Below are 18199 nucleotides of genomic sequence, written 5' to 3' on the forward strand. Positions count from 1 at the left end.
TACCCCCCGGTATCTGCTGTCAGCATAGCCGATGCTTCCTCATGCACCACCGGGCATCGAACAGCGCTCGGTAGACTGCGCGTCGTGTCAGTGAACCCCGATCTCGTCGGCAGGAGCTTCCCGCCGGCCCCGAAGTACCTGGTCGGCCGTGAGAAGGTGCGCGAGTTCGCCCGCGCCACGTTCGCGACCAACCCGATCCACCACGACGTCGACGCCGCGCGCGCGGCCGGGTACGACGACGTCGTCGCACCGCCGACCTTCGCGGTCGTCGTGCAGGAGGCCACGCTCGCGCAGCTCCTGGCCGCGCCCGACGCCGGGATCGACTTCTCGCGCGTGGTGCACGGCGAACAGCGGTTCACGCACGAGCGCCCGATCGTCGCCGGGGACGAGCTCACCGCGACGCTGACCGTCACGAGTGTGAAGACCCTCGGCGGCAACGCCATGGTCACCGCCGAGAGCACGATGACCGACGCAGCGGGGGAGCACGTCGTCACGGCGACGTCGACCCTCGTGGTCCGAGGGGACGACGCATGACCACCGCAGCCACCGAGACGCCCGTCGGCACCGTCGTGGCCGAGCGCGAGGTGCACCTCACCCGCGACTCGCTCGTCCGCTACGCCGGTGCCTCCGGCGACTTCAACCCGATCCACTACCGCGACGACGTCGCCGCGTCCGTCGGGCTCCCCGGCGTGCTCGCGCACGGCATGCTCACGATGGGCCTCGCCGTCCAGCCGGTCTCGGAGTGGCTCGGCGACCGCGGCTGGGTCGCCTCGTACGGCGTCCGCTTCACGCGCCCCGTCGTCGTCGACCCGGAGCAGGGCGCGACCGTCGGCGTCGTCGCGAAGGTCGGGACCGTCGACGACCAGGGTCGTCCGCAGCGCATCGACCTCACCGTGACGGCAGCCGGGCAGACCGTGCTCGGCAAGGCGCAGGTCACGGTGGTGTTCCGCTGACCGTGTCGACGCCGGTGCTGGCCGACCTCACCACGCTCCGCGTCGGTGGGCCCGCCGCCCGGCTGCTGGTCGCGGACACGACCGAGGACCTCGTCGCGTACGTCCAGGACGCCTGGGCGGACGACGACTGGCTCGTCGTCGGCGGCGGCAGCAACCTGCTGGTCGCCGACGCCGGGTTCGACGGCACCGTCGTCGTGGTGCGCACCCGAGGCGTCGAGCACGACGTCACCGCGGACGGCGTCACCGTCCGCGTCGCGGCCGGTGAGCCGTGGGACGCGTTCGTCGCCACGACCGTCGAGCACGGCTGGACCGGCCTGGAGGCCCTCAGCGGCATCCCGGGCACCGTCGGCGCGTCCCCCGTGCAGAACATCGGGGCGTACGGGGTCGAACTGTCCGACGTGCTCACCCGCGCCGAGTTCCTCGATGCGGCCACGGGGGAGCGCGCCTGGCTCGACGCGGCCGAGCTGGCGCTCGGCTACCGCACGTCCACGCTGAAGCACGGGCGCCGTGGCGTGGTGCTCACCGTCGAGTTCGCCCTCGGGACCGACACCGACGGCGGTGTGCCGGTCCGGTACCCGCAGCTCGCCGGGTCGCTCGGGGTCGAGCTCGGGGCCCGCGTCGCCCCGTCGACGATCCGGTCCGCCGTGCTGGGGCTGCGCGCGGGCAAGGGCATGGTCCTCGACGCCGACGACCGGGACACCTGGAGCGCCGGGTCGTTCTTCACGAACCCGATCGTGTCGCGGGAGTTCGCGGACACCCTGCCCATCGACGCGCCGCGCTGGCCGGCCGGCGACGAGGTCAAGCTCAGTGCCGCCTGGCTCATCGAGCACGCCGGCGTGCACCGCGGGTACGCACTCGCCGGGTCGCACGCGGCGATCTCGTCGAAGCACACCCTCGCGCTGACGAACCGTGGTGACGCCTCCGCCGCCGAGGTGGCGGAGCTCGCGCGGTACGTCCAGCTGACCGTCCTCAACCGGTTCGGGGTCGCGCTCGTGCCGGAACCCGTCGTGGTCGGCGACCTGCTCGCCTGAGGCGAGCAGAGCCTCCCGTCCGCGTCGTGCGGGTCCCGCCGGGCCGCACCCCCGGAACGACGACGCGCCCCGTCGGAGCGGGGCGCGTCGTCGTTGCCGGGGTGCGGGGTCAGCTGAAGAGCTCGGCCAGGCGCCGCACGCCCTCGGCGATGTCGTCGTCACCGAGGGCGTACGACAGTCGCAGGTAGCCGGAGGGTCCGAAGGCCTCGCCGGGGACGACGGCGACCTCGGCGTGCTCGAGGATCAGGTCCGCGAGCTCGAGCGTCGTCGTCGGGGTCGAACCGGCCCATTCGCGCCCGAGCAGCGCCGTGACGTCGGGGTAGACGTAGAACGCGCCCTGCGGCGTTGGCGTGACGAAGCCGGGGATCGCGTTGAGCCCTGCCACGATGGCCTGCCGACGGCGGTCGAAGGCCTCGCGCATCGCCGTGACCGGTTCCTGCGGGCCGTTCAGGGCCGCGATGGCCGCGCGCTGCGACACGTTCGACACGTTCGACGACAGGTGCGACTGCAGGTTGGACGCGGCCTTGACGGCGTCGGCCGGGCCGATGGACCACCCGACGCGCCAGCCGGTCATCGCGTAGGTCTTGGCGACGCCGTTCACGAGGATGGTGGTGTCCGCGAGGGCCGGGACCGCCTCGAGCACGCCCGTGAAGCTGATGCCGTCGTAGACGAGGTCCTGGTAGATCTCGTCGCTGATCACCCAGATGCCGTGCTCGAGCGCCCACTCGCCGATGGCGCGGGTCTGCTCAGCGGAGTACACGGCGCCGGTCGGGTTCGAGGGGGAGCAGAACAGCAGCGCCTTCGTCTTCGGCGTGCGCGCTGCCTCGAGCTGCTCGACCGTGACGAGGTACCCCTGGTCGCTGCCGGCGAAGACCTCGACCGGGACACCACCCGCGAGCCGGATGGCCTCGGGGTACGTCGTCCAGTACGGCGCGGGGAGCAGGACCTCGTCCCCGGCGTCGACGATCGTCTGGAACGCCTGGTAGACGGCCTGCTTGCCGCCGTTCGTGACGATGACCTGCGACGGCTCGACGGCGATGCCGGACTCGCGGGCGGTCTTCGCGGCGATCGCCTGCTTGAGCTCGGGCAGCCCGGTCGCCGGGGTGTACCGGTGGTTCGCCGGGTCCTGGGCGGCGGCGACGGCGGCCTCGACCACGTGCGCGGGCGTCGCGAAGTCGGGTTCGCCGGCGGCGAAGGAGATCACCGGTCGTCCAGCGGCCTTCAGCGCCTTGGCCTTCGCATCGACCTTGAGCGTGGCGGACTCGGCGATCGCGGCGATGCGGGACGCGATGCGCGGACGCTGGTTGGCGGTGGACTCGGGGCCGTTGGCTGCGGTGCTCACCCGCCCAGCCTATCGGCGCGGCACGCCGGAGCATCCGTCAAGTGGACACCGTGTGACGCACTCCCGTACACTCGTCTGCGGCGGTCACGGCCTGCATGATGGCGGACGTGGTCACCCGGGAGTCGGGATCGGCTCCCGAAGGGCGGTGGCTCAATTGGTAGAGCAGCGGTCTCCAAAACCGCAGGTTGCAGGTTCGAGTCCTGTCCGCCCTGCACCTCTGGAAGGGTACGAAGTTGGCGAGCAAAGACGTGGAAGCGACGGCGGACGACGTCGTCGCCAAGGCGAAGCAGGACCGGGCTGGACGCCGCGGCCCGATCGCGGCGATCGCCCTGTTCATCCGCCAGGTCATCGGTGAGCTCCGCAAGGTCGTCACACCGACCCGCAAGGAGCTCTTCAGCTACACCGGTGTCGTCCTGGTCTTCGTCGTCGTGATGATGGTCCTCGTGTCGATCCTCGACTTCGTGTTCGGACTCGGTGTCGGCTACGTCTTCGGCAACGGTCCGACCGCCTGATCAGGCTGTCCCCGTAGGCTCTGCACAACGGGCCGACCTCCTGGCCACCCGGCACCCCGCCCGCGCAGATCGCAGATCCCGCGGGCGGTTGCAGAACCGGACGCCCCCAGGGACCGAACGCCAACCCGATCCGCACCACCGAACGGAAAGAACCGACAGTGTCTGACAACTCCCGCGACGAGATCGACCTCGCGACCGCTGCCGAGCAGTCCTCCGAGGTGGAGGAGAACCAGGAAGGCGACGTCGAGACCGGCGAGGAGCGCTCGGCGGAGTCCGCTGAAGAGCGTGCGATGGAGATCGAGGACGAGGACGACGAGTCCCTCGGCCTGAGCTCCGAGCCGGACGACGGCGCCGTCGCCGGCATCGACGAGACCCTCGAGGCGCTCCAGGAGTCGCGTGACCCCGAGGCCGACGCCGTCGTGGACGACGCGCTCGAGATCGACACCGCCGACGAGGCCGAGGCCGCCGTCGAGGCCGTCGAGGACGAGGAAGAGTCCGAGCTCGAGGAGGAGTCGCCCGAGCAGGCCAGCGCCACGATCGCCGCCGAGGAAGGCGCCGACGCGCTCGAGGACGACGAGCCGGCCGAGGTCGACCCGTACGAGGCGTTCAAGGCCGAGCTGCGGATGAAGCCGGGCAAGTGGTACGTCATCCACTCCTACGCGGGCTTCGAGCGTCGCGTGAAGTCGAACATCGAGAACCGCATGGTCTCGATGTCGATGGAGGACTACATCTACCAGGTCGAGGTCCCGATGGAGGACGTCGTCGAGATCAAGAACGGGCAGCGCAAGCTCGTCACGCGCGTCCGGATCCCCGGCTACGTGCTCGTCCGTCTCGACCTCAACGAGGACTCGTGGTCCGTCGTCCGGCACACCCCGGGTGTCACCGGCTTCGTCGGCAACGCGCACAACCCCACCCCGCTCCGCTTCGACGAGGCGTTCGGGATGCTGAAGTCCCTGGTCCAGGTCGCCGAGCCGGCACCGACCAAGGGCGGCAAGGGCGGCGGCCAGATGCAGGCCCAGCCGGCGGCCGAGGTCGACTTCGAGGTCGGCGAGACGATCACCATCAAGGAGGGCTCGTTCGCGGGTCTGCCCGGGTCGATCTCGGAGATCAAGCCGGAGAGCGGCAAGCTCACCGTGCTGGTCTCGCTGTTCGAGCGTGAGACGCCGGTCGAGCTCAGCTTCGACCAGGTCACCAAGCTCTAGCGCTCACACATCCGGTAGACTCATCGAGTTTGGGCCCGACACTCCGGTGTCGGGCTCGTCACCGCGAGCCGGATCCGCCGGTTCCGCGGGAGAGTGCACGGGTCCCCGTGCGTTCGATCCCAGGAGGAAGCACAACATGGCACCGAAGAAGAAGGTCACGGGCCTGATCAAGCTGCAGATCAACGCGGGAGCCGCCAACCCGGCCCCGCCGATCGGTCCGGCGCTCGGTCAGCACGGCGTGAACATCATGGAGTTCTGCAAGGCGTACAACGCCGCGACCGAGTCGCAGCGCGGCAACGTCGTCCCGGTGGAGATCACCGTCTACGAGGACCGTTCGTTCACGTTCGTCCTCAAGACCCCGCCGGCCGCCGAGCTCATCAAGAAGGCTGCGGGTGTGCAGAAGGGGTCCTCGACCCCGCACACGGTCAAGGTCGCGAAGATCTCGATGGACCAGGTCCGTCAGATCGCCGAGACCAAGCAGGCCGACCTGAACGCCAACGACATCGACCAGGCCGCGAAGATCATCGCCGGCACTGCTCGTTCGATGGGCATCACGGTCGAGGCGTAGGCCTCACCCCACTCAGGTCCACACCCCAAACCCTTCCGTGGGAGAGCCTCGCCGGCTCGCCAACCACGTATCTCGCAAGGAGACCACCATGGCGAAGAAGTCCAAGGCCTACCAGGCCGCGGCCGCGAAGATCGAGGCCGACAAGTTCTACACCCCGACCGAGGCCGTCGCCCTGGCCAAGGAGACCGGCTCTGCGAAGACCGACTCCACGGTCGAGGTCGCGCTGAAGCTCGGCGTCGACCCCCGCAAGGCGGACCAGATGGTCCGTGGCACCGTCATCCTGCCGCACGGCACCGGCAAGACCTCCCGCGTCATCGTCTTCGCGACGGGTGCCGCGGCTGAGGCCGCCATCGCCGCCGGCGCCGACGAGGTCGGTGGCGACGAGCTCATCGCGAAGGTGGCCGACGGCTACACCGCGTTCGACTCGGCCGTCTCGACGCCGGAGCTCATGGGCAAGGTCGGTCGTCTCGGCAAGGTGCTCGGCCCGCGTGGCCTCATGCCGAACCCGAAGACCGGCACCGTGACCCCGAACGTCGCGCAGGCCGTGAACGACATCAAGGGCGGCAAGATCGAGTTCCGCGTCGACAAGCACGCCAACGTGCACTTCGTCGTCGGCAAGGCCTCGTTCACCGCCGAGCAGCTCGACGAGAACATCTCGACCGCGCTCGAGGAGATCAACCGCCTCAAGCCGAGTGCCTCGAAGGGCCGCTACGTCATGAAGGGCGCCGTCTCGACGACCTTCGGACCGGGCATCCCGCTGGACGTCAACAGCATCTGAGTCCGACTCGCTCGAAGGCCCCGAACCGGTACCGGTTCGGGGCCTTCCTGCGTGCCAGCCGATACCGTTGCGGTGTGCGCACGCTCGTCAACTCCCTCCGGCTCATCGCCGTGATCGCGGTCGTCGCTGCGATCGTCGCCCAGTTCGTCCGGACGTCGCAGGGCCCCGGCGTCGTCTTCTGGAACTTCTTCGGCTACTTCACGATCCAGTCGAACATCATCATCGCGGCGGCGTTCGCGCTGGCCCTGGTCGCCGCCGCACGTCGACAGCGTGAGGGGGTCGGTGCGTCGGTCTTCCGGGGGGCGGCGACGGTGTACATCGCCACGACCGGCATCGTGTACAACACGCTGCTCGTCGAGGCCGCACTCGGGAACTCGTTCACGGTGCCGTGGTCGAACGACCTGCTGCACAAGGTCATCCCCGTCTACGCCGTCCTCGACTGGCTGCTCTTCTCGGACCGCGCCCGGCTGCGGACGCGGCACGTGTGGTGGTTCCTGCTCTACCCGGCGGTCTGGCTCGTCGTGGTGCTCGTCCGCGGAGCGACCGACGGCTGGGTGCCGTACCCGTTCCTTGACCCGGGCCTCGGGTACGGGGTCGTGGCGCTGTACTGCCTCGGGGTGGCGGTCTTCATCGCCCTGATGGGGTTGCTCGTGATCGGGATGAGCCGTCTGCGGTTGATCCGGGTCTAGCCGGAGCCAGCCAGCCGGAGCCAGGCCGGCCGGAGCCAGGCCGGCGGGGCCAGCCGGCCGGAGCCAGGCCGGCCGGAGCCAGGCCGGCCGAAGCCGGGCCGGCCGGCGTCAGCGGGCGTCGCGCAACCGGTCGAGCACCAGGTCCGCCAGCTGCACGAGCCCGCGGATCTGGTCGTCGTCGCGGTCGATCCAGCGGCACTTCGGTTCGTCCGCGACGGGCACGAAGTCGTCGTGCTCCTCCCAGACGAACAGCGTGCGCTCGGCGCCGAGGACGTACTGCTGCCACCAGACCTGCCGCAGGTAGTGGCGGGGGACGCGCTTCCAGCCGGACGAAGTCGTCTTGATCTCGGCGAGCAGGAGGCGGCCGTCGCGGTCGTGTCCGACGCCGTCCGGGGTCGCCAGGTGGGCGCGGTTCGCGCTCGCGTGGAACAGGTGCGCCGACGGCTGGATGCCGTGCGTCGCGGCCACCCACGCGGCGATCACGGGCTCGCGCTCCTTGCCGTGCTCGGTGTAGACGTTGCCGGAGAACCGGGAGCCGTAGCGCTTGTCGAGCACGACGGCCTCGACGGCGCGCAGCGAGGCGAGCCGGGCGACGTCGGTCGCCGTGATCCCGGCGGCGCGGGCGCGGAGCCACGCGACGCGGTCCGAGGAGTGGGCGACGATCCGCTCGGTGTGGCCGCGCAGGGTCGTGAAGGTGTCGTGCGCGCGGGTGACGGACGCGTCGGAGGCGAGTTCGGCCTCCAGGCCGTCGCCCCACAGGGTGGGCTGCACGATCGTCACCCGACGATTGTCCACCCGCGCACCGACGGTGGCGAACCGGCGCACCGTCGGTGGCCGACCGCGCACCGTGCCGGTGCCTGCTGGACGACGGGTCTGCGCCCGCTCAGGAGACGAGTTCGCGACCCTCGGCGAACGCGACGAGCTCGTCGACGCCGGCGGGGGAGAGCGCGTAGCCGATGGCCAGTGCCGCCGCGCCCTGGAGCGCCGCGATGCCGCCGGCACGGGACGGCGCGATGACGAGGTGTTCGGTGGCGAGCGGCATCGACCGCGAGTAGACGACCTCGCGCACGCCGGCCAGCAGGTGTTCGCCCGCCTGCGTGACGGACCCGCCGAGGACGATCACCGAGGGGTTCATCAGCGACACGCAGGTGGCCAGGACCTCGCCGATGTCGCGCCCGGCCTGGCGGACGGCACCGATCGCGTCGATGTCGGAGCGGGTGACGAGGTCGATCACGTCCGCGCTCGAGTGGACGTCGTGACCGCGCTCGCGGAGCGCCCTGGCGATGGCGGGACCGGACGCGACGGCCTCGAGGCAGCCGGTGTTCCCGCAGTGGCAGGGCATGTCGCCTGCCCTGGAGACCCGGACGTGCCCGATGTCCCCAGCGGTGCCCTGGGCACCCCGCTGCAGGCGTCCGTCGGAGACGATGCCGGAGCCGATGCCGGTCGCCACCTTGACGAAGAGCAGGTGGTCGACGTCCGGCCAGCCGTGCTCCCGTTCGCCGAGGGCCGCGATGTTCACGTCGTTGTCGAGCAGCACGTGCGCGGCGATGTGCTGCCGGAGCCACCCGGGGACGTCGAAGCCGTCCCACCCGGGCATGATCGGCGGGTTCGCCGGACGGCCGGTGGAGAACTCGACGGGTCCCGGAACGCCGATGCCGATCGCGATGACGTCCCGCCGGCTGCGGCCGACCTCGTCGAGGAGTTCGTCGATCGCCTGCACGAGCCACGTGAGCGTGGGGACCGGGCCCGCGGCGATGTCGATCCGCGCCTCGCGGGTGGCCAGCGGCGCTGCCACGAGGTCCGTCACGGCGACCCGGCCGTGGGACGCGCCGAGGTCGGCGGCGATGACGAGCCGCGAGGTCGACCGGAGCGCGACCTGTGCCGGCGGACGCCCACCCGTGGACGCCGCCGTCTCGACGGGTCCGACGAGTCCGACGTCGGTGAGGGCGTCCAAGCGCACGCCGATGGTGGAGCGTGCTGCCCCCGTCAGTGCGGCGAGCTCGGCCCGGGTCCGCGGGACACCGTCGCGGAGGATCTGGAAGAGCTCGCTCGTCCCGACCGGAGGCGACGCTGCCGTCCGAGTCAAGTCGACCATGCGGGGAGTGAACCACACATCGAACCGGGCACGCAATGAAGATCGTCGAAGTTCTGCGGACTTCTGCTTGACCGCCGACAGAAGTGCTCGTAGTGTGACGCTCGGTCACTGACGACCGCAGTCTCGATGAGGAGAACACAGGTGACACAACCGCTTTCGGTCCAGCTCTACACGGTCCGCGACGCACTCGGAGCCGATCTGCCCGGCACCCTGCAGCGCATCGCCGGCATCGGCTTCACGAAGGTCGAGCTCTTCGGCTACGTGGACCGCGCCGACGAGTACGCGGCCGCACTCACCGAGGCCGGACTCGAAGCCCCGAGCGGTCACGCCCGGCTCCTCGACGCCGGCGAGCAGGACCTCGAGCGGATCTTCCACGCCACGGCGACGATCGGCACGCAGACCCTGATCGACCCGCACATCGACGAGGCCCGCTGGACGACCCGCGAGGACGTCGAGGCGATCGCCCGCGAGCTCAGCGCGCTCGCCCCCCGCGCCGCGGACCACGGCCTGACCCTCGGGTACCACAACCACGCGTTCGAGTTCTCGAACCGCATCGACGGTGTCAGCGCCTACGAGGTCTTCGCCGGCGCGCTGTCCGACGACGTCGTGCTCGAGCTCGACACCTACTGGGCGAAGGTCGGCGGGGACGACCCGGTGGCCGTCATCGAGAAGCTCGGCGACAAGGTCCAGTTCCTGCACGTCAAGGACGGCGACGGATCGCACGACGACAAGCAGCAGGTCGCGGTCGGCAACGGCATCATGCCGATCCGCGAGATCGTCGCGGCGGCGCCGAACGCGCTGCACGTGATCGAGCTCGACGACCACGACGGCGACGTCTTCCAGGCCGTCGCCGACTCGTACACGTTCCTGCAGGGCGTCGGCGCATGACCGACACCACGACGGGCGAGCAGGGCGCGGCGACGTCGGACGCGGCCGCGCAGGGCGGCACGGCGAAGACCGGGCCGGTCGGAGTCGGCGTCATCGGCGCCGGGGTCATCTCGGACCAGTACCTCTCGAACCTCACGGTCTTCCCGGACGTCCGCGTCCACTTCATCGCCGACATCGACCTGCCCCGCGCAGCGTCGCAGGCCGAGAAGTGGGGCGTTGCCGGGTCGGGCACCGTCGACGAGCTCCTGGCCATCGACGACATCGAGATCGTCGTCAACCTGACGATCCCAGCCGCCCACGTCGAGGTCGCGCTGCAGGCACTCGCCGCCGGCAAGCACGTGTGGGGCGAGAAGCCCTACGCGCTCGACCGGCAGAGCGCCGCGCAGCTGCGCGACGCCGCCGTGGCCGCGGGCAGGACGGTCAGCGTGGCGCCGGACACCTTCCTCGGTGCCGGCCTGCAGACTGCGCTCCGCACCATCCGCGACGGTCGGATCGGCACGCCCCTCAACGGCCTGACCCTCTTCCAGAGCCCCGGCCCGGAGTCGTGGCACCCGAGTCCCGAGTTCCTGTTCGCGGTCGGTGCCGGCCCGCTGTTCGACATCGGCCCGTACTACATCACGACCCTCGTGCAGGCGCTCGGCCCGGTGTCGAAGGTCACCGCCACGGCGTCGAAGTCCCGCGCGACGCGCACGATCGGTTCCGGACCGAAGGCCGGCACGGAGTTCCCGGTCGAGGTCCCGACGAACCACTCGGCGCTCATCGAGTTCGAGAACGGGGGGAGCGCGCAGAGCGTGTTCTCCTTCGAGTCCGACCGTGGGCGGACCGGTTTCGTGGAGATCGCGGGGGAGACGGGCACCGTCGTGTTCCCCGACCCGAACAACTTCGACGGGGACACCGAGCTGTACGCGCTCGGCTCCGACGGACCCGAGACGATCCCCGCGGTCGGCTCCACCTACTCGCGCGGCACCGGCGTGGTCGACCTGGCCCGCTCGCTCCGCGCCGGCGAGGGGAACCGGGTCCCCGGTGCCCTCGCCTTCCACGTCCTCGACGTGATGGTCTCCATCGCCGAGAGCGCCGAACGTGGTGAGCCGGTGCTCGTCGAGAGCACCGTCACACCCTCCCCGACCCTCCCCGAGGGCTGGGACCCCGCGGAGCAGACCCTGGTCTGACCCGCAGCCGTGGGGCCGTCCCTGGCGGACCCGCGGCGACACAGCAGCACCCGAACCACCCGTTGCACCCGCTCCACCCGGAGCACCAGCAGTACCCACTGCACCATCTCAACGACGAGAAAGTAGAGAGTCATGCGCACTGCCATCCGCGCACTGGCCATCACCGCGGCCGCGGCACTCACCGTGACCGGCCTCGCAGCCTGCTCCTCCGGTGGGGGCTCCGGCTCCTCCGGTGACAGCAAGACGCTCACCTACTGGGCGTCCAACCAGGGCACGTCCCTGCAGAACGACAAGGAGGTGCTGACGCCCGTCCTCGAGAAGTTCACCAAGGAGACCGGGATCAAGGTCAACCTCCAGGTCATCGGCTGGAACGACCTCCAGACGAAGATCCAGACCGCCGTCACCTCGGGCCAGGGCCCGGACGTGGTCAACATCGGCAACACCTGGGCGACCTCGCTCCAGGCCACCAACGCGTTCATGCCGTTCGACGACTCGGCGATGAAGGCGATCGGCGGCGCGGACAAGTTCGGCAAGGTCGCGCTCTCCACCGGTGGCGCGCCGGGCAAGACCGTCACGAGCGTCCCGCTCTACGGCCTCGCGTACGGCCTCTACTACAACAAGCAGATGTTCCAGGACGCCGGCCTCCAGCCGCCCACCTCGTGGGAGGACCTGACCGCTGACGCGCAGAAGCTCACCACGGGCGGCAAGTACGGCTTCACCATCGCCGGTGGCTCGTACACCGAGAACGCGCACTTCGCGTTCATCAACTCGGCCCAGAACGGCGGCGAGTGGTTCGACAAGAGCGGCAAGCCGACCTTCACGTCGAGCGCCAACGTCGACGGCATCAAGCGCTACCTCGACCTGATGCAGAGCGACAAGGTCGTCAACCCGTCGAACGCCCAGTACGACAACGGCACCCAGGCGGTCTCGGACTTCGCGAACAAGAAGGCCGCGATGATGCTGACGCAGAACAACGCGAACGCGACGATCGAGTCGAACGGCATGTCCGCCGACGACTTCGGCGTGGTCCCCTTCCCGGCCCCCAAGGGCGAGAAGGACATCGCGAGCTTCCCGGCCGGCATCAACCTGTCCGTCTTCAAGAACACGAAGAACAAGGACGGCGCGCTCAAGTTCGTCAAGTACATGACGAGCTCGGACACGCAGACCACGCTCGACAAGCCGTACTCGGCACTGCCGGTGCTCGCCTCCGCTGCTGACTCGGTCACCGACGAGCAGACGAAGACGTTCCTCGACATCTACAACAACAAGGCGAAGCCGCTCCCGCTGGTGCCCGCCGAGGACCAGTTCGAGTCCACGGTCGGCAAGGCGATGAACGACATGTTCGCGAAGATCGCGACCGGTGGCACGGTGTCCGACAGCGACATCAAGTCCGCGCTGCAGACCGCCCAGGACCAGGTGTCCCAGGCGAACGGCTGATCCGGCCTGGAGGCCCGGGGCGCGTCCGCAAGGCCGCCCCGGGCCTCCACCACTCACCGCGACCGGCCACTGCCAGGGCCGACGCAGTACTCGAACTCTCCTGACGCCGAAAGGCCCTGCTCATGACCACGACGGTCCTGCCAGACTCCGAGGCCCCCGACCTGCTGCACACGAAAGCGCCGACCCTCGCGGGACCCCCGCGCAAGGGCAAGCGCCGAGTCCAGTGGCTGCCGTACGCACTCGTCGGTCCCGCGATCCTCTTCGAACTCCTGATCCACATCGTCCCGATGCTCACCGGCATCTGGATCAGCTTCGTGCAGCTCACCAAGTACTTCATCGCGAACTGGGGTGCGGCACCGTGGGCCGGCCTGCACAACTACCAGGTCGCGGTCGACTTCAACCAGGCGATCGGCAAGGGACTCCTCAACTCGTTCCTCATCACCTGCGCCTTCACCGTCCTGGTCGTCGGCCTGTCGTGGGGCTTCGGCATGATGGCCGCGGTCGCGCTGCAGAAGCCGTTCAAGGGCCGCGGGCTGTTCCGCACGCTGTTCCTGGTGCCGTACGCGCTCCCCATGTACGCCGGCGTCATCACGTGGAAGTTCATGTTCCAGCGGGACTCGGGTGCGATCAACCACATCCTGGTCGACCAGCTGCACCTGATGGGCAACGGCCCGTTCTGGCTCATCGGCAACAACGCCTTCGTGGCCGTCGTCGTCGTGGCGATCTGGAAGACCTGGCCGTTCGCGTTCCTGATGCTGATGGCCGGCCTGCAGTCGGTCCCGTCGGACGTGTACGAGGCCGCCTCGGTGGACGGTGCGAAGCCGTTCCGCCAGTGGCGCTCGATCACGCTGCCGATGGTCCGCCCGGTGAACGTGACGCTCGTGCTCGTGATGTTCCTCTGGACCTTCAACGACTTCAACACGCCGTACGTCCTCTTCGGCTCGACGGCGCAGCCCCCGGCGGCCGACCTGCTCAGCTTCCACATCTACAACGCGTCGTTCATCACCTGGAACTTCGGCTCCGGTGCCGCGATGAGCGTCCTGCTCCTCCTCTTCCTGCTCGTCGTCACCGGCATCTACCTCGCCGTGACCAACCGGAGGTCCGTCCGTGCGTGAAACAGTGGGCGCAAAGTCCTTCAAGATCATCGTCCTGGCACTCCTGACCGTCTTCACGGTCGTGCCGCTCTACGTGATGATCACCACGGCGATCAAGCCGCTCGGTGACGTGCAGAACGACTTCACGTGGATCCCGACCAACATCACGTTCCAGCCGTTCATCGACATGTGGTCGACGGTCCCGCTGGGGCAGTACTTCATCAACTCGCTCGTGGTCTGCACCGTCGCGACGGTCTTCTCGCTCATCATCGCCACGTTCGCCGCCTACGCGGTGTCGCGGTGGAACTTCAAGGGCAAGAGCACGTTCACGACCGCGGTGCTCTCGACGCAGATGTTCCCCGGTGTGCTGTTCCTGCTCCCGCTGTTCCTCATCTTCACGAACCTCGGGAACTCGCTCGGCATCCAACTCGTCGGCAGCTGGACCGGCCTGATCATCACCTACCTGACGTTCACGCTCCCGTTCTCGATCTGGATGCTGGCGGGCTACTTCGAGACCATCCCGCGCGAGCTCGACGAGGCGGCGATGGTCGACGGTTCGGGCCCGATGGGTGCGCTGTTCCGGATCATCCTGCCCTCGGCCCGTCCGGGGCTCGTGGCGGTCGGCATCTACTCGTTCATGACCGCATGGGGTGAGGTCCTCTTCGCCTCGGTGATGACGAACGGCAACGGGCAGACGCTCGCGGTCGGTCTGCAGCAGTACTCGACCCAGACGAACGTGTACTGGAACCAGATCATGGCGGCGTCCCTCGTCGTCTCGATCCCGGTCGTGATCGCGTTCCTCGTGGTCCAGCGGCAGTTCGTCGCCGGGCTGACGGCGGGTGCGGTGAAGTAGTCGGCCTCGCCGCGGCGGCCTCGCAGCGGCGGCCTCGCCGCGGTTCCGATCTCACGGGCTGAGCGACGGTCCACGCGCCGAGTTGCGCGTGGACCGTCGCTCAGCCCGAACCACTGCCCGGACGGACACCAGGGTGGACCAGACAGGATGGACGCATGACAGAACCGCGAGGCCGGCAGCTCCTGCCGGGACAGACCAGCCGGGTCCACGTGTACGACCTCGAGCGGCGTGAATCCCGGCTCGTGTTCGCGTCGAGCACCGTCCTCGTCGAGGCGCCGAACGTGCTCGACGACCACACCCTCGTGCTCAACGGCGACGGTGACCTCTGGCTGCTGCGCCTCCCCGAACCGGGCACCGTGCTCGACGAGACCGCCCTCGAGCGCGTCCCGATGCCCGGTGTCGCCGAGATCAACAACGACCACGTGCTCGACCCCTCCGGCAGGTCCGTCGTGGTGAGCAGCCGCGACGGCGACCTGCACCGCGTCCCGCTCCCGGCCGGGGGTGCCGCCGCAGCCCTCACCGACGCGTCGACGGCCCTGCCCGTGGTCCGGAAGTTCTACCTGCACGGCATCGCTCCGGACGGGTCGACCCTCGCGGCGATCGTCGGGGAGCTGACCGAGGAGGGGGTCTGGACGACCGACGTCGCCCTCGTCGACCCCGCCACGGGCGACCCGACGTTCCTCACCCGGGACGCCTTCCCGGACGACGGGGTGTCCTTCGCGGGGGAGGTGCTCGTCTGGAACTCGGAGCGCTTCACCCCGGGGACCGCGCAGCTCGTCGCGCTGGCAGCCGGGGCGACGGACCCGGTGCGGATCACGGCCGACGACCGGGTGAACTGGTTCCCGCACGTCTCGCCGGACGGCGCGCACCTGCTCTACCTGTCGTACGAGCCGGGCGTGCAGGGGCACCCCGCCGACCACCGCGTCGAGCTGCGGCTGCTCCCCGGGACCCTGGTGCGCGGCGCGCGGATCATGCCGGCACCGGAGACCCTCGTGACGCTCGACGGCGGTCAGGGGACGGTCAACGTGCCGCCGTGGGCGCCGGACTCGACCTGGTTCGCGTACTGCGACTACCCCGTGGCCGAAGCGAACTGACGCGCCCTCTGACGGACACCGCACCCCGAGACGACGGGGCGCGGTGTCCGCGACGGGGAGCGACGCCAGGAGGGCGCCCGGTGCCTACAGCTCCTGTACCCGCCCCTGTTCGATGCGCAGGCGACGCTCCGCCCGCTTCGCCACCCACGAGTCGTGCGTCACGACGACGACCGTCAGCCCGCGGTCCCGCCACTGCCGCTCGATGATCGCCATGACGTCGTCGCGGGTGGCTTCGTCGAGGGCGCCCGTCGGCTCGTCCGCGAGCAGGACGCTCGGGTTCTTCACCAGCGCCCGGGCGATCGCCACGCGCTGCTGCTGCCCACCGGAGAGCTCGGCCGGCAGGTGCTCGAGTCGGTCGCCGAGGCCGACCTCCTGCAGCGCCGCCGTCGCGCGCTCGCGGATCTCGGAGCGCGCGCGGTTCGCGAGTGAGCCGGCGAACGCGGTCTCGACGTTCTCGAGCGCCGTCAGCGTCGGCACGAGGTTGAACCCCTGGAACACGAAGCCGATCTGCATCGCCCGGACGTCGGTCAGCGCTCGGTCGCCGAGCGACGCCACGTCCCGGTCACCGAGGAGCACCGATCCGGCAGTCGGTCGGTCGAGTGCGCCGAGCATCTGCAGCAGCGTCGACTTGCCGCCGCCGGTCGGCCCCTGCACCGCGACGAACTGGCCGGCCGGGATGGTCAGGTCGACGCCGGCCAGGGCGGTGACGGTGCGGTGCTTCTGCCGGTACGTCTTGCGCACGTCGGTGAGTCGGTACATCGGACTGGAGGCACGGGTCGCCTCCGTCGTGGGGGCGGCGGTCTCGCTGGTGGTCACGGTGGCTCCTGTCGTCGGTTCGGTCGCGGTGTGCTCGTCGGTCATCAGGCCACGCTCCGGAGCGCCTCGGCCGGACGGAGCCGACTCGCGCGCCAGCCGCCGAGTGCGCCGGCGACGAGGCCGCCGAGCACCGCCAGGCCGACCGCGAGCAGGACCACCTCCACCGTCACCGGCGCGTGCAGCACGACGTCCGTCGTCGCCGCGGTGCTCGCGCCGCCGCCGAACCCACCGGCCGGTGCTCCACCGGTGGTGCCGCTGCCGGCTGCGGCGGTCGCGGCACCGCCGGGCATGCCCCGCCCGGGGCCGCGGGTGCTCGTCGCGGCGCTCGCCGAGATCGTCGGCGCGACGACGTTCACGACGAGGACACCGAGGAGCCCTGCGGCCACGCCGACCACGCCACCGATGAGCCCCTGGACGAGGGACTCGCCGGCGACCTGCCGGGTGATGCGGCCGTTCGACCACCCGATGGCCTTGAGGGTGCCGAACTCCCGGGTGCGTCGGGTGACGCCGGAGATCGTGAAGAGGACGGCGATGCAGAACGCCGCCGCGAGGACCAGGACCGACAGCCACGTGCCGAGGTTCGCCACGAGGGTCGATGCGGTGGCGAGGGAACCGGAGACGCTCGAGGCCAGGTCGGCCTCGGTCGAGACGGTCGCGCCGCTGAGCCGCTTCCGGAGTGCCGTGGTGATCGTGGTGACGTCGGAGGACGACTCCGCCGAGACGTACACCGAGGTGACCTTGCCGTCGAGGTCGGCCAGCGCCTGCGCGGTGTCGAGCGGGACGTAGGTGTTCGACCCGGTGGTGCTCGAGGAGCCGGTGGAGGCGACGATGCCGATGACGGTGAACGTCGTGCCACCGATGTCGAGGGTGTCCCCGACGGCCTTCGACGCGCTCTTCGCGTAGGCGGCGTCGAGCACGACGACGTCCGTGCCGGCGTCGGCCGCGCGGAACGTGCGCCCCTTCGTGACGGTGGTGCTCGTCAACGGACCGACCGCGTCGCCGGACACCGGGATGCCGGTCACGCTGAACGAGTCGACGCTGAACGACCCACCGCCGAAGCCGCCGCCGGTCCCGCCGCTCGGCGGCCCCTGCTGGGTGCCGGTGCCGGTGCTGCCGCTTCCACTGTCGCTGCTGCTGCTGCTGTCGCCGCTGCCGCTCTGCTGCTGGACGGACCCGGAGAACGTGCTGTCCTGCAGGGTGAGCACGCCCGTCGCGGCCCGCACGCCGTCGGTGTCCGTGACGGTCGTCACGGCCGACGACGACAGCGTGCCGGTGCCGGGAGCGACCGACAACCGGGACTGCGACAGCTGCGTGCTGCCGCTGCCGGACCCGTTCTGTCCGCCGAAGTCGAAGGACGGGCGCCCGCCGGACGACGACGGGGTCGTGGTCTTCGTCACGGTGATGTCGGTACCGACGCCGTAGACGGACTGCAGCACGCTCCGCTGCGCCGACTGCACGCCGCTCGCGATCGAGGAGACGATGACGACGAGGGCGATGGCCAGTGCCATACCCGTCGCGATGATGACGGTCTGTCTCCTGCGGTTCGTGAGTTCGCGCCGGAGGTAGGTCAGGGACATGGTGCTCCTCGTTGGTCGGACCGGGGCTGCCGGTGCGGGGATGAGGAGACCGTAGGGAGCGGGCCAGTGCCCGTCCCATCACGTCCGTATGAGGGCGCTGT

Annotated in this window: 19 protein-coding genes and 1 tRNA gene; 15 read left to right on the forward strand and 5 right to left on the reverse strand. The window is 70.1% G+C overall.

What is annotated here, in order from left to right:
- Positions 1-84: 84 nt before the first annotated feature.
- The 3 genes from FS641_RS10330 to FS641_RS10340 are packed head-to-tail and all read left to right on the forward strand — an operon-like array spanning position 85 to position 1984.
- A complete protein-coding gene (locus FS641_RS10330) occupies positions 85-534 on the forward strand; it encodes a MaoC family dehydratase N-terminal domain-containing protein (RefSeq protein WP_144763439.1) in 450 nt (149 codons plus the stop codon).
- Positions 531-953: a MaoC/PaaZ C-terminal domain-containing protein gene (locus tag FS641_RS10335; RefSeq protein ID WP_144763441.1), complete on the forward strand. Its 423-nt coding sequence runs from the start codon at positions 531-533 to the stop codon at positions 951-953. The genes FS641_RS10330 and FS641_RS10335 overlap by 4 nt, the downstream gene beginning before the upstream one ends.
- A 14-nt stretch (positions 954-967) precedes the next feature.
- Entirely contained in the window at positions 968-1984 is a 1017-nt protein-coding gene (locus FS641_RS10340) for a UDP-N-acetylmuramate dehydrogenase (RefSeq protein WP_260855779.1), read from the forward strand.
- Between the two features lie 109 nt (positions 1985-2093).
- On the opposite strand, the gene FS641_RS10345 is transcribed toward FS641_RS10340, so the two are convergent.
- The gene (locus FS641_RS10345; RefSeq protein ID WP_144763445.1) at positions 2094-3326 is read right to left on the reverse strand and encodes a pyridoxal phosphate-dependent aminotransferase; all 1233 of its coding nucleotides are present in this window, start codon (positions 3324-3326) and stop codon (positions 2094-2096) included.
- Positions 3327-3465: 139 nt separating this feature from the next.
- Here FS641_RS10345 and FS641_RS10350 point away from each other — a divergent pair.
- The 6 genes from FS641_RS10350 (at position 3466) to FS641_RS10375 (ending at position 7075) form a co-directional block, all read left to right on the forward strand.
- Positions 3466-3538, forward strand: a tRNA-Trp gene (locus FS641_RS10350).
- A 21-nt stretch (positions 3539-3559) separates the two neighbouring features.
- Positions 3560-3838 (forward strand): preprotein translocase subunit SecE, encoded by a 279-nt coding sequence (gene secE, locus FS641_RS10355; protein ID WP_144763447.1) that lies wholly within the window; start codon positions 3560-3562, stop codon positions 3836-3838.
- A 158-nt stretch (positions 3839-3996) separates the two neighbouring features.
- Complete coding sequence (gene nusG, locus FS641_RS10360; protein WP_144763449.1) at positions 3997-5040, forward strand: transcription termination/antitermination protein NusG; 1044 nt, start codon at positions 3997-3999, stop codon at positions 5038-5040.
- A 136-nt stretch (positions 5041-5176) separates the two neighbouring features.
- A complete protein-coding gene (rplK, locus tag FS641_RS10365) occupies positions 5177-5608 on the forward strand; it encodes a 50S ribosomal protein L11 (protein ID WP_144763451.1) in 432 nt (143 codons plus the stop codon).
- A gap of 88 nt (positions 5609-5696) precedes the next feature.
- Complete coding sequence (gene rplA / locus FS641_RS10370; protein WP_144763453.1) at positions 5697-6386, forward strand: 50S ribosomal protein L1; 690 nt, start codon at positions 5697-5699, stop codon at positions 6384-6386.
- A 74-nt stretch (positions 6387-6460) separates the two neighbouring features.
- Positions 6461-7075, forward strand: coding sequence for a Pr6Pr family membrane protein (locus FS641_RS10375; RefSeq protein WP_144763455.1), 615 nt, complete (start codon positions 6461-6463; stop codon positions 7073-7075).
- Between the two features lie 108 nt (positions 7076-7183).
- Here FS641_RS10375 and FS641_RS10385 read toward each other — a convergent pair whose 3' ends face one another.
- A complete protein-coding gene (locus FS641_RS10385) occupies positions 7184-7759 on the reverse strand; it encodes a YqaJ viral recombinase family protein (protein ID WP_260855794.1) in 576 nt (191 codons plus the stop codon).
- A gap of 199 nt (positions 7760-7958) precedes the next feature.
- Positions 7959-9170 carry an ROK family protein gene (locus FS641_RS10390; protein ID WP_186317694.1) on the reverse strand — a complete coding sequence of 404 codons (1212 nt, stop codon included), beginning with the start codon at positions 9168-9170 and terminating at the stop codon, positions 7959-7961.
- Between the two features lie 141 nt (positions 9171-9311).
- On the opposite strand from FS641_RS10390, the gene FS641_RS10395 reads away from it, so the two are divergent.
- The 6 genes from FS641_RS10395 to FS641_RS10420 all read left to right on the forward strand — a co-directional run bounded on the left by FS641_RS10395 (position 9312) and on the right by FS641_RS10420 (position 15705).
- Positions 9312-10058: a sugar phosphate isomerase/epimerase gene (locus FS641_RS10395; protein WP_222122082.1), complete on the forward strand. Its 747-nt coding sequence runs from the start codon at positions 9312-9314 to the stop codon at positions 10056-10058.
- A complete protein-coding gene (locus tag FS641_RS10400; RefSeq protein WP_144763460.1) occupies positions 10055-11227 on the forward strand; it encodes a Gfo/Idh/MocA family protein in 1173 nt (390 codons plus the stop codon). The genes FS641_RS10395 and FS641_RS10400 overlap by 4 nt, the downstream gene beginning before the upstream one ends.
- A gap of 132 nt (positions 11228-11359) precedes the next feature.
- Positions 11360-12664, forward strand: a complete 1305-nt coding sequence (locus FS641_RS10405) for a sugar ABC transporter substrate-binding protein (protein ID WP_144763463.1) — start codon at positions 11360-11362, stop codon at positions 12662-12664.
- A 122-nt stretch (positions 12665-12786) separates the two neighbouring features.
- A complete protein-coding gene (locus FS641_RS10410) occupies positions 12787-13779 on the forward strand; it encodes a carbohydrate ABC transporter permease (RefSeq protein ID WP_186317695.1) in 993 nt (330 codons plus the stop codon).
- Positions 13772-14611 carry a carbohydrate ABC transporter permease gene (locus FS641_RS10415; RefSeq protein WP_144763465.1) on the forward strand — a complete coding sequence of 280 codons (840 nt, stop codon included), beginning with the start codon at positions 13772-13774 and terminating at the stop codon, positions 14609-14611. The genes FS641_RS10410 and FS641_RS10415 overlap by 8 nt, the downstream gene beginning before the upstream one ends.
- Before the next feature lie 155 nt (positions 14612-14766).
- On the forward strand, positions 14767-15705 hold the full coding sequence (locus FS641_RS10420) for a biopolymer transporter Tol (protein WP_144763466.1): 939 nt from the start codon (positions 14767-14769) through the stop codon (positions 15703-15705).
- An 84-nt stretch (positions 15706-15789) separates the two neighbouring features.
- On the opposite strand, the gene FS641_RS10425 is transcribed toward FS641_RS10420, so the two are convergent.
- Both FS641_RS10425 and FS641_RS10430 read right to left on the reverse strand, forming a co-directional pair.
- The gene (locus tag FS641_RS10425) at positions 15790-16464 is read right to left on the reverse strand and encodes an ABC transporter ATP-binding protein (protein ID WP_144763872.1); all 675 of its coding nucleotides are present in this window, start codon (positions 16462-16464) and stop codon (positions 15790-15792) included.
- Between the two features lie 101 nt (positions 16465-16565).
- Positions 16566-18098, reverse strand: a complete 1533-nt coding sequence (locus tag FS641_RS10430; protein WP_144763468.1) for an ABC transporter permease — start codon at positions 18096-18098, stop codon at positions 16566-16568.
- Positions 18099-18199: the final 101 nt, after the last annotated feature.

Origin of the sequence: Curtobacterium sp. 9128 (assembly GCF_007673775.1) — a bacterium.
Lineage (GTDB): Bacteria > Actinomycetota > Actinomycetes > Actinomycetales > Microbacteriaceae > Curtobacterium.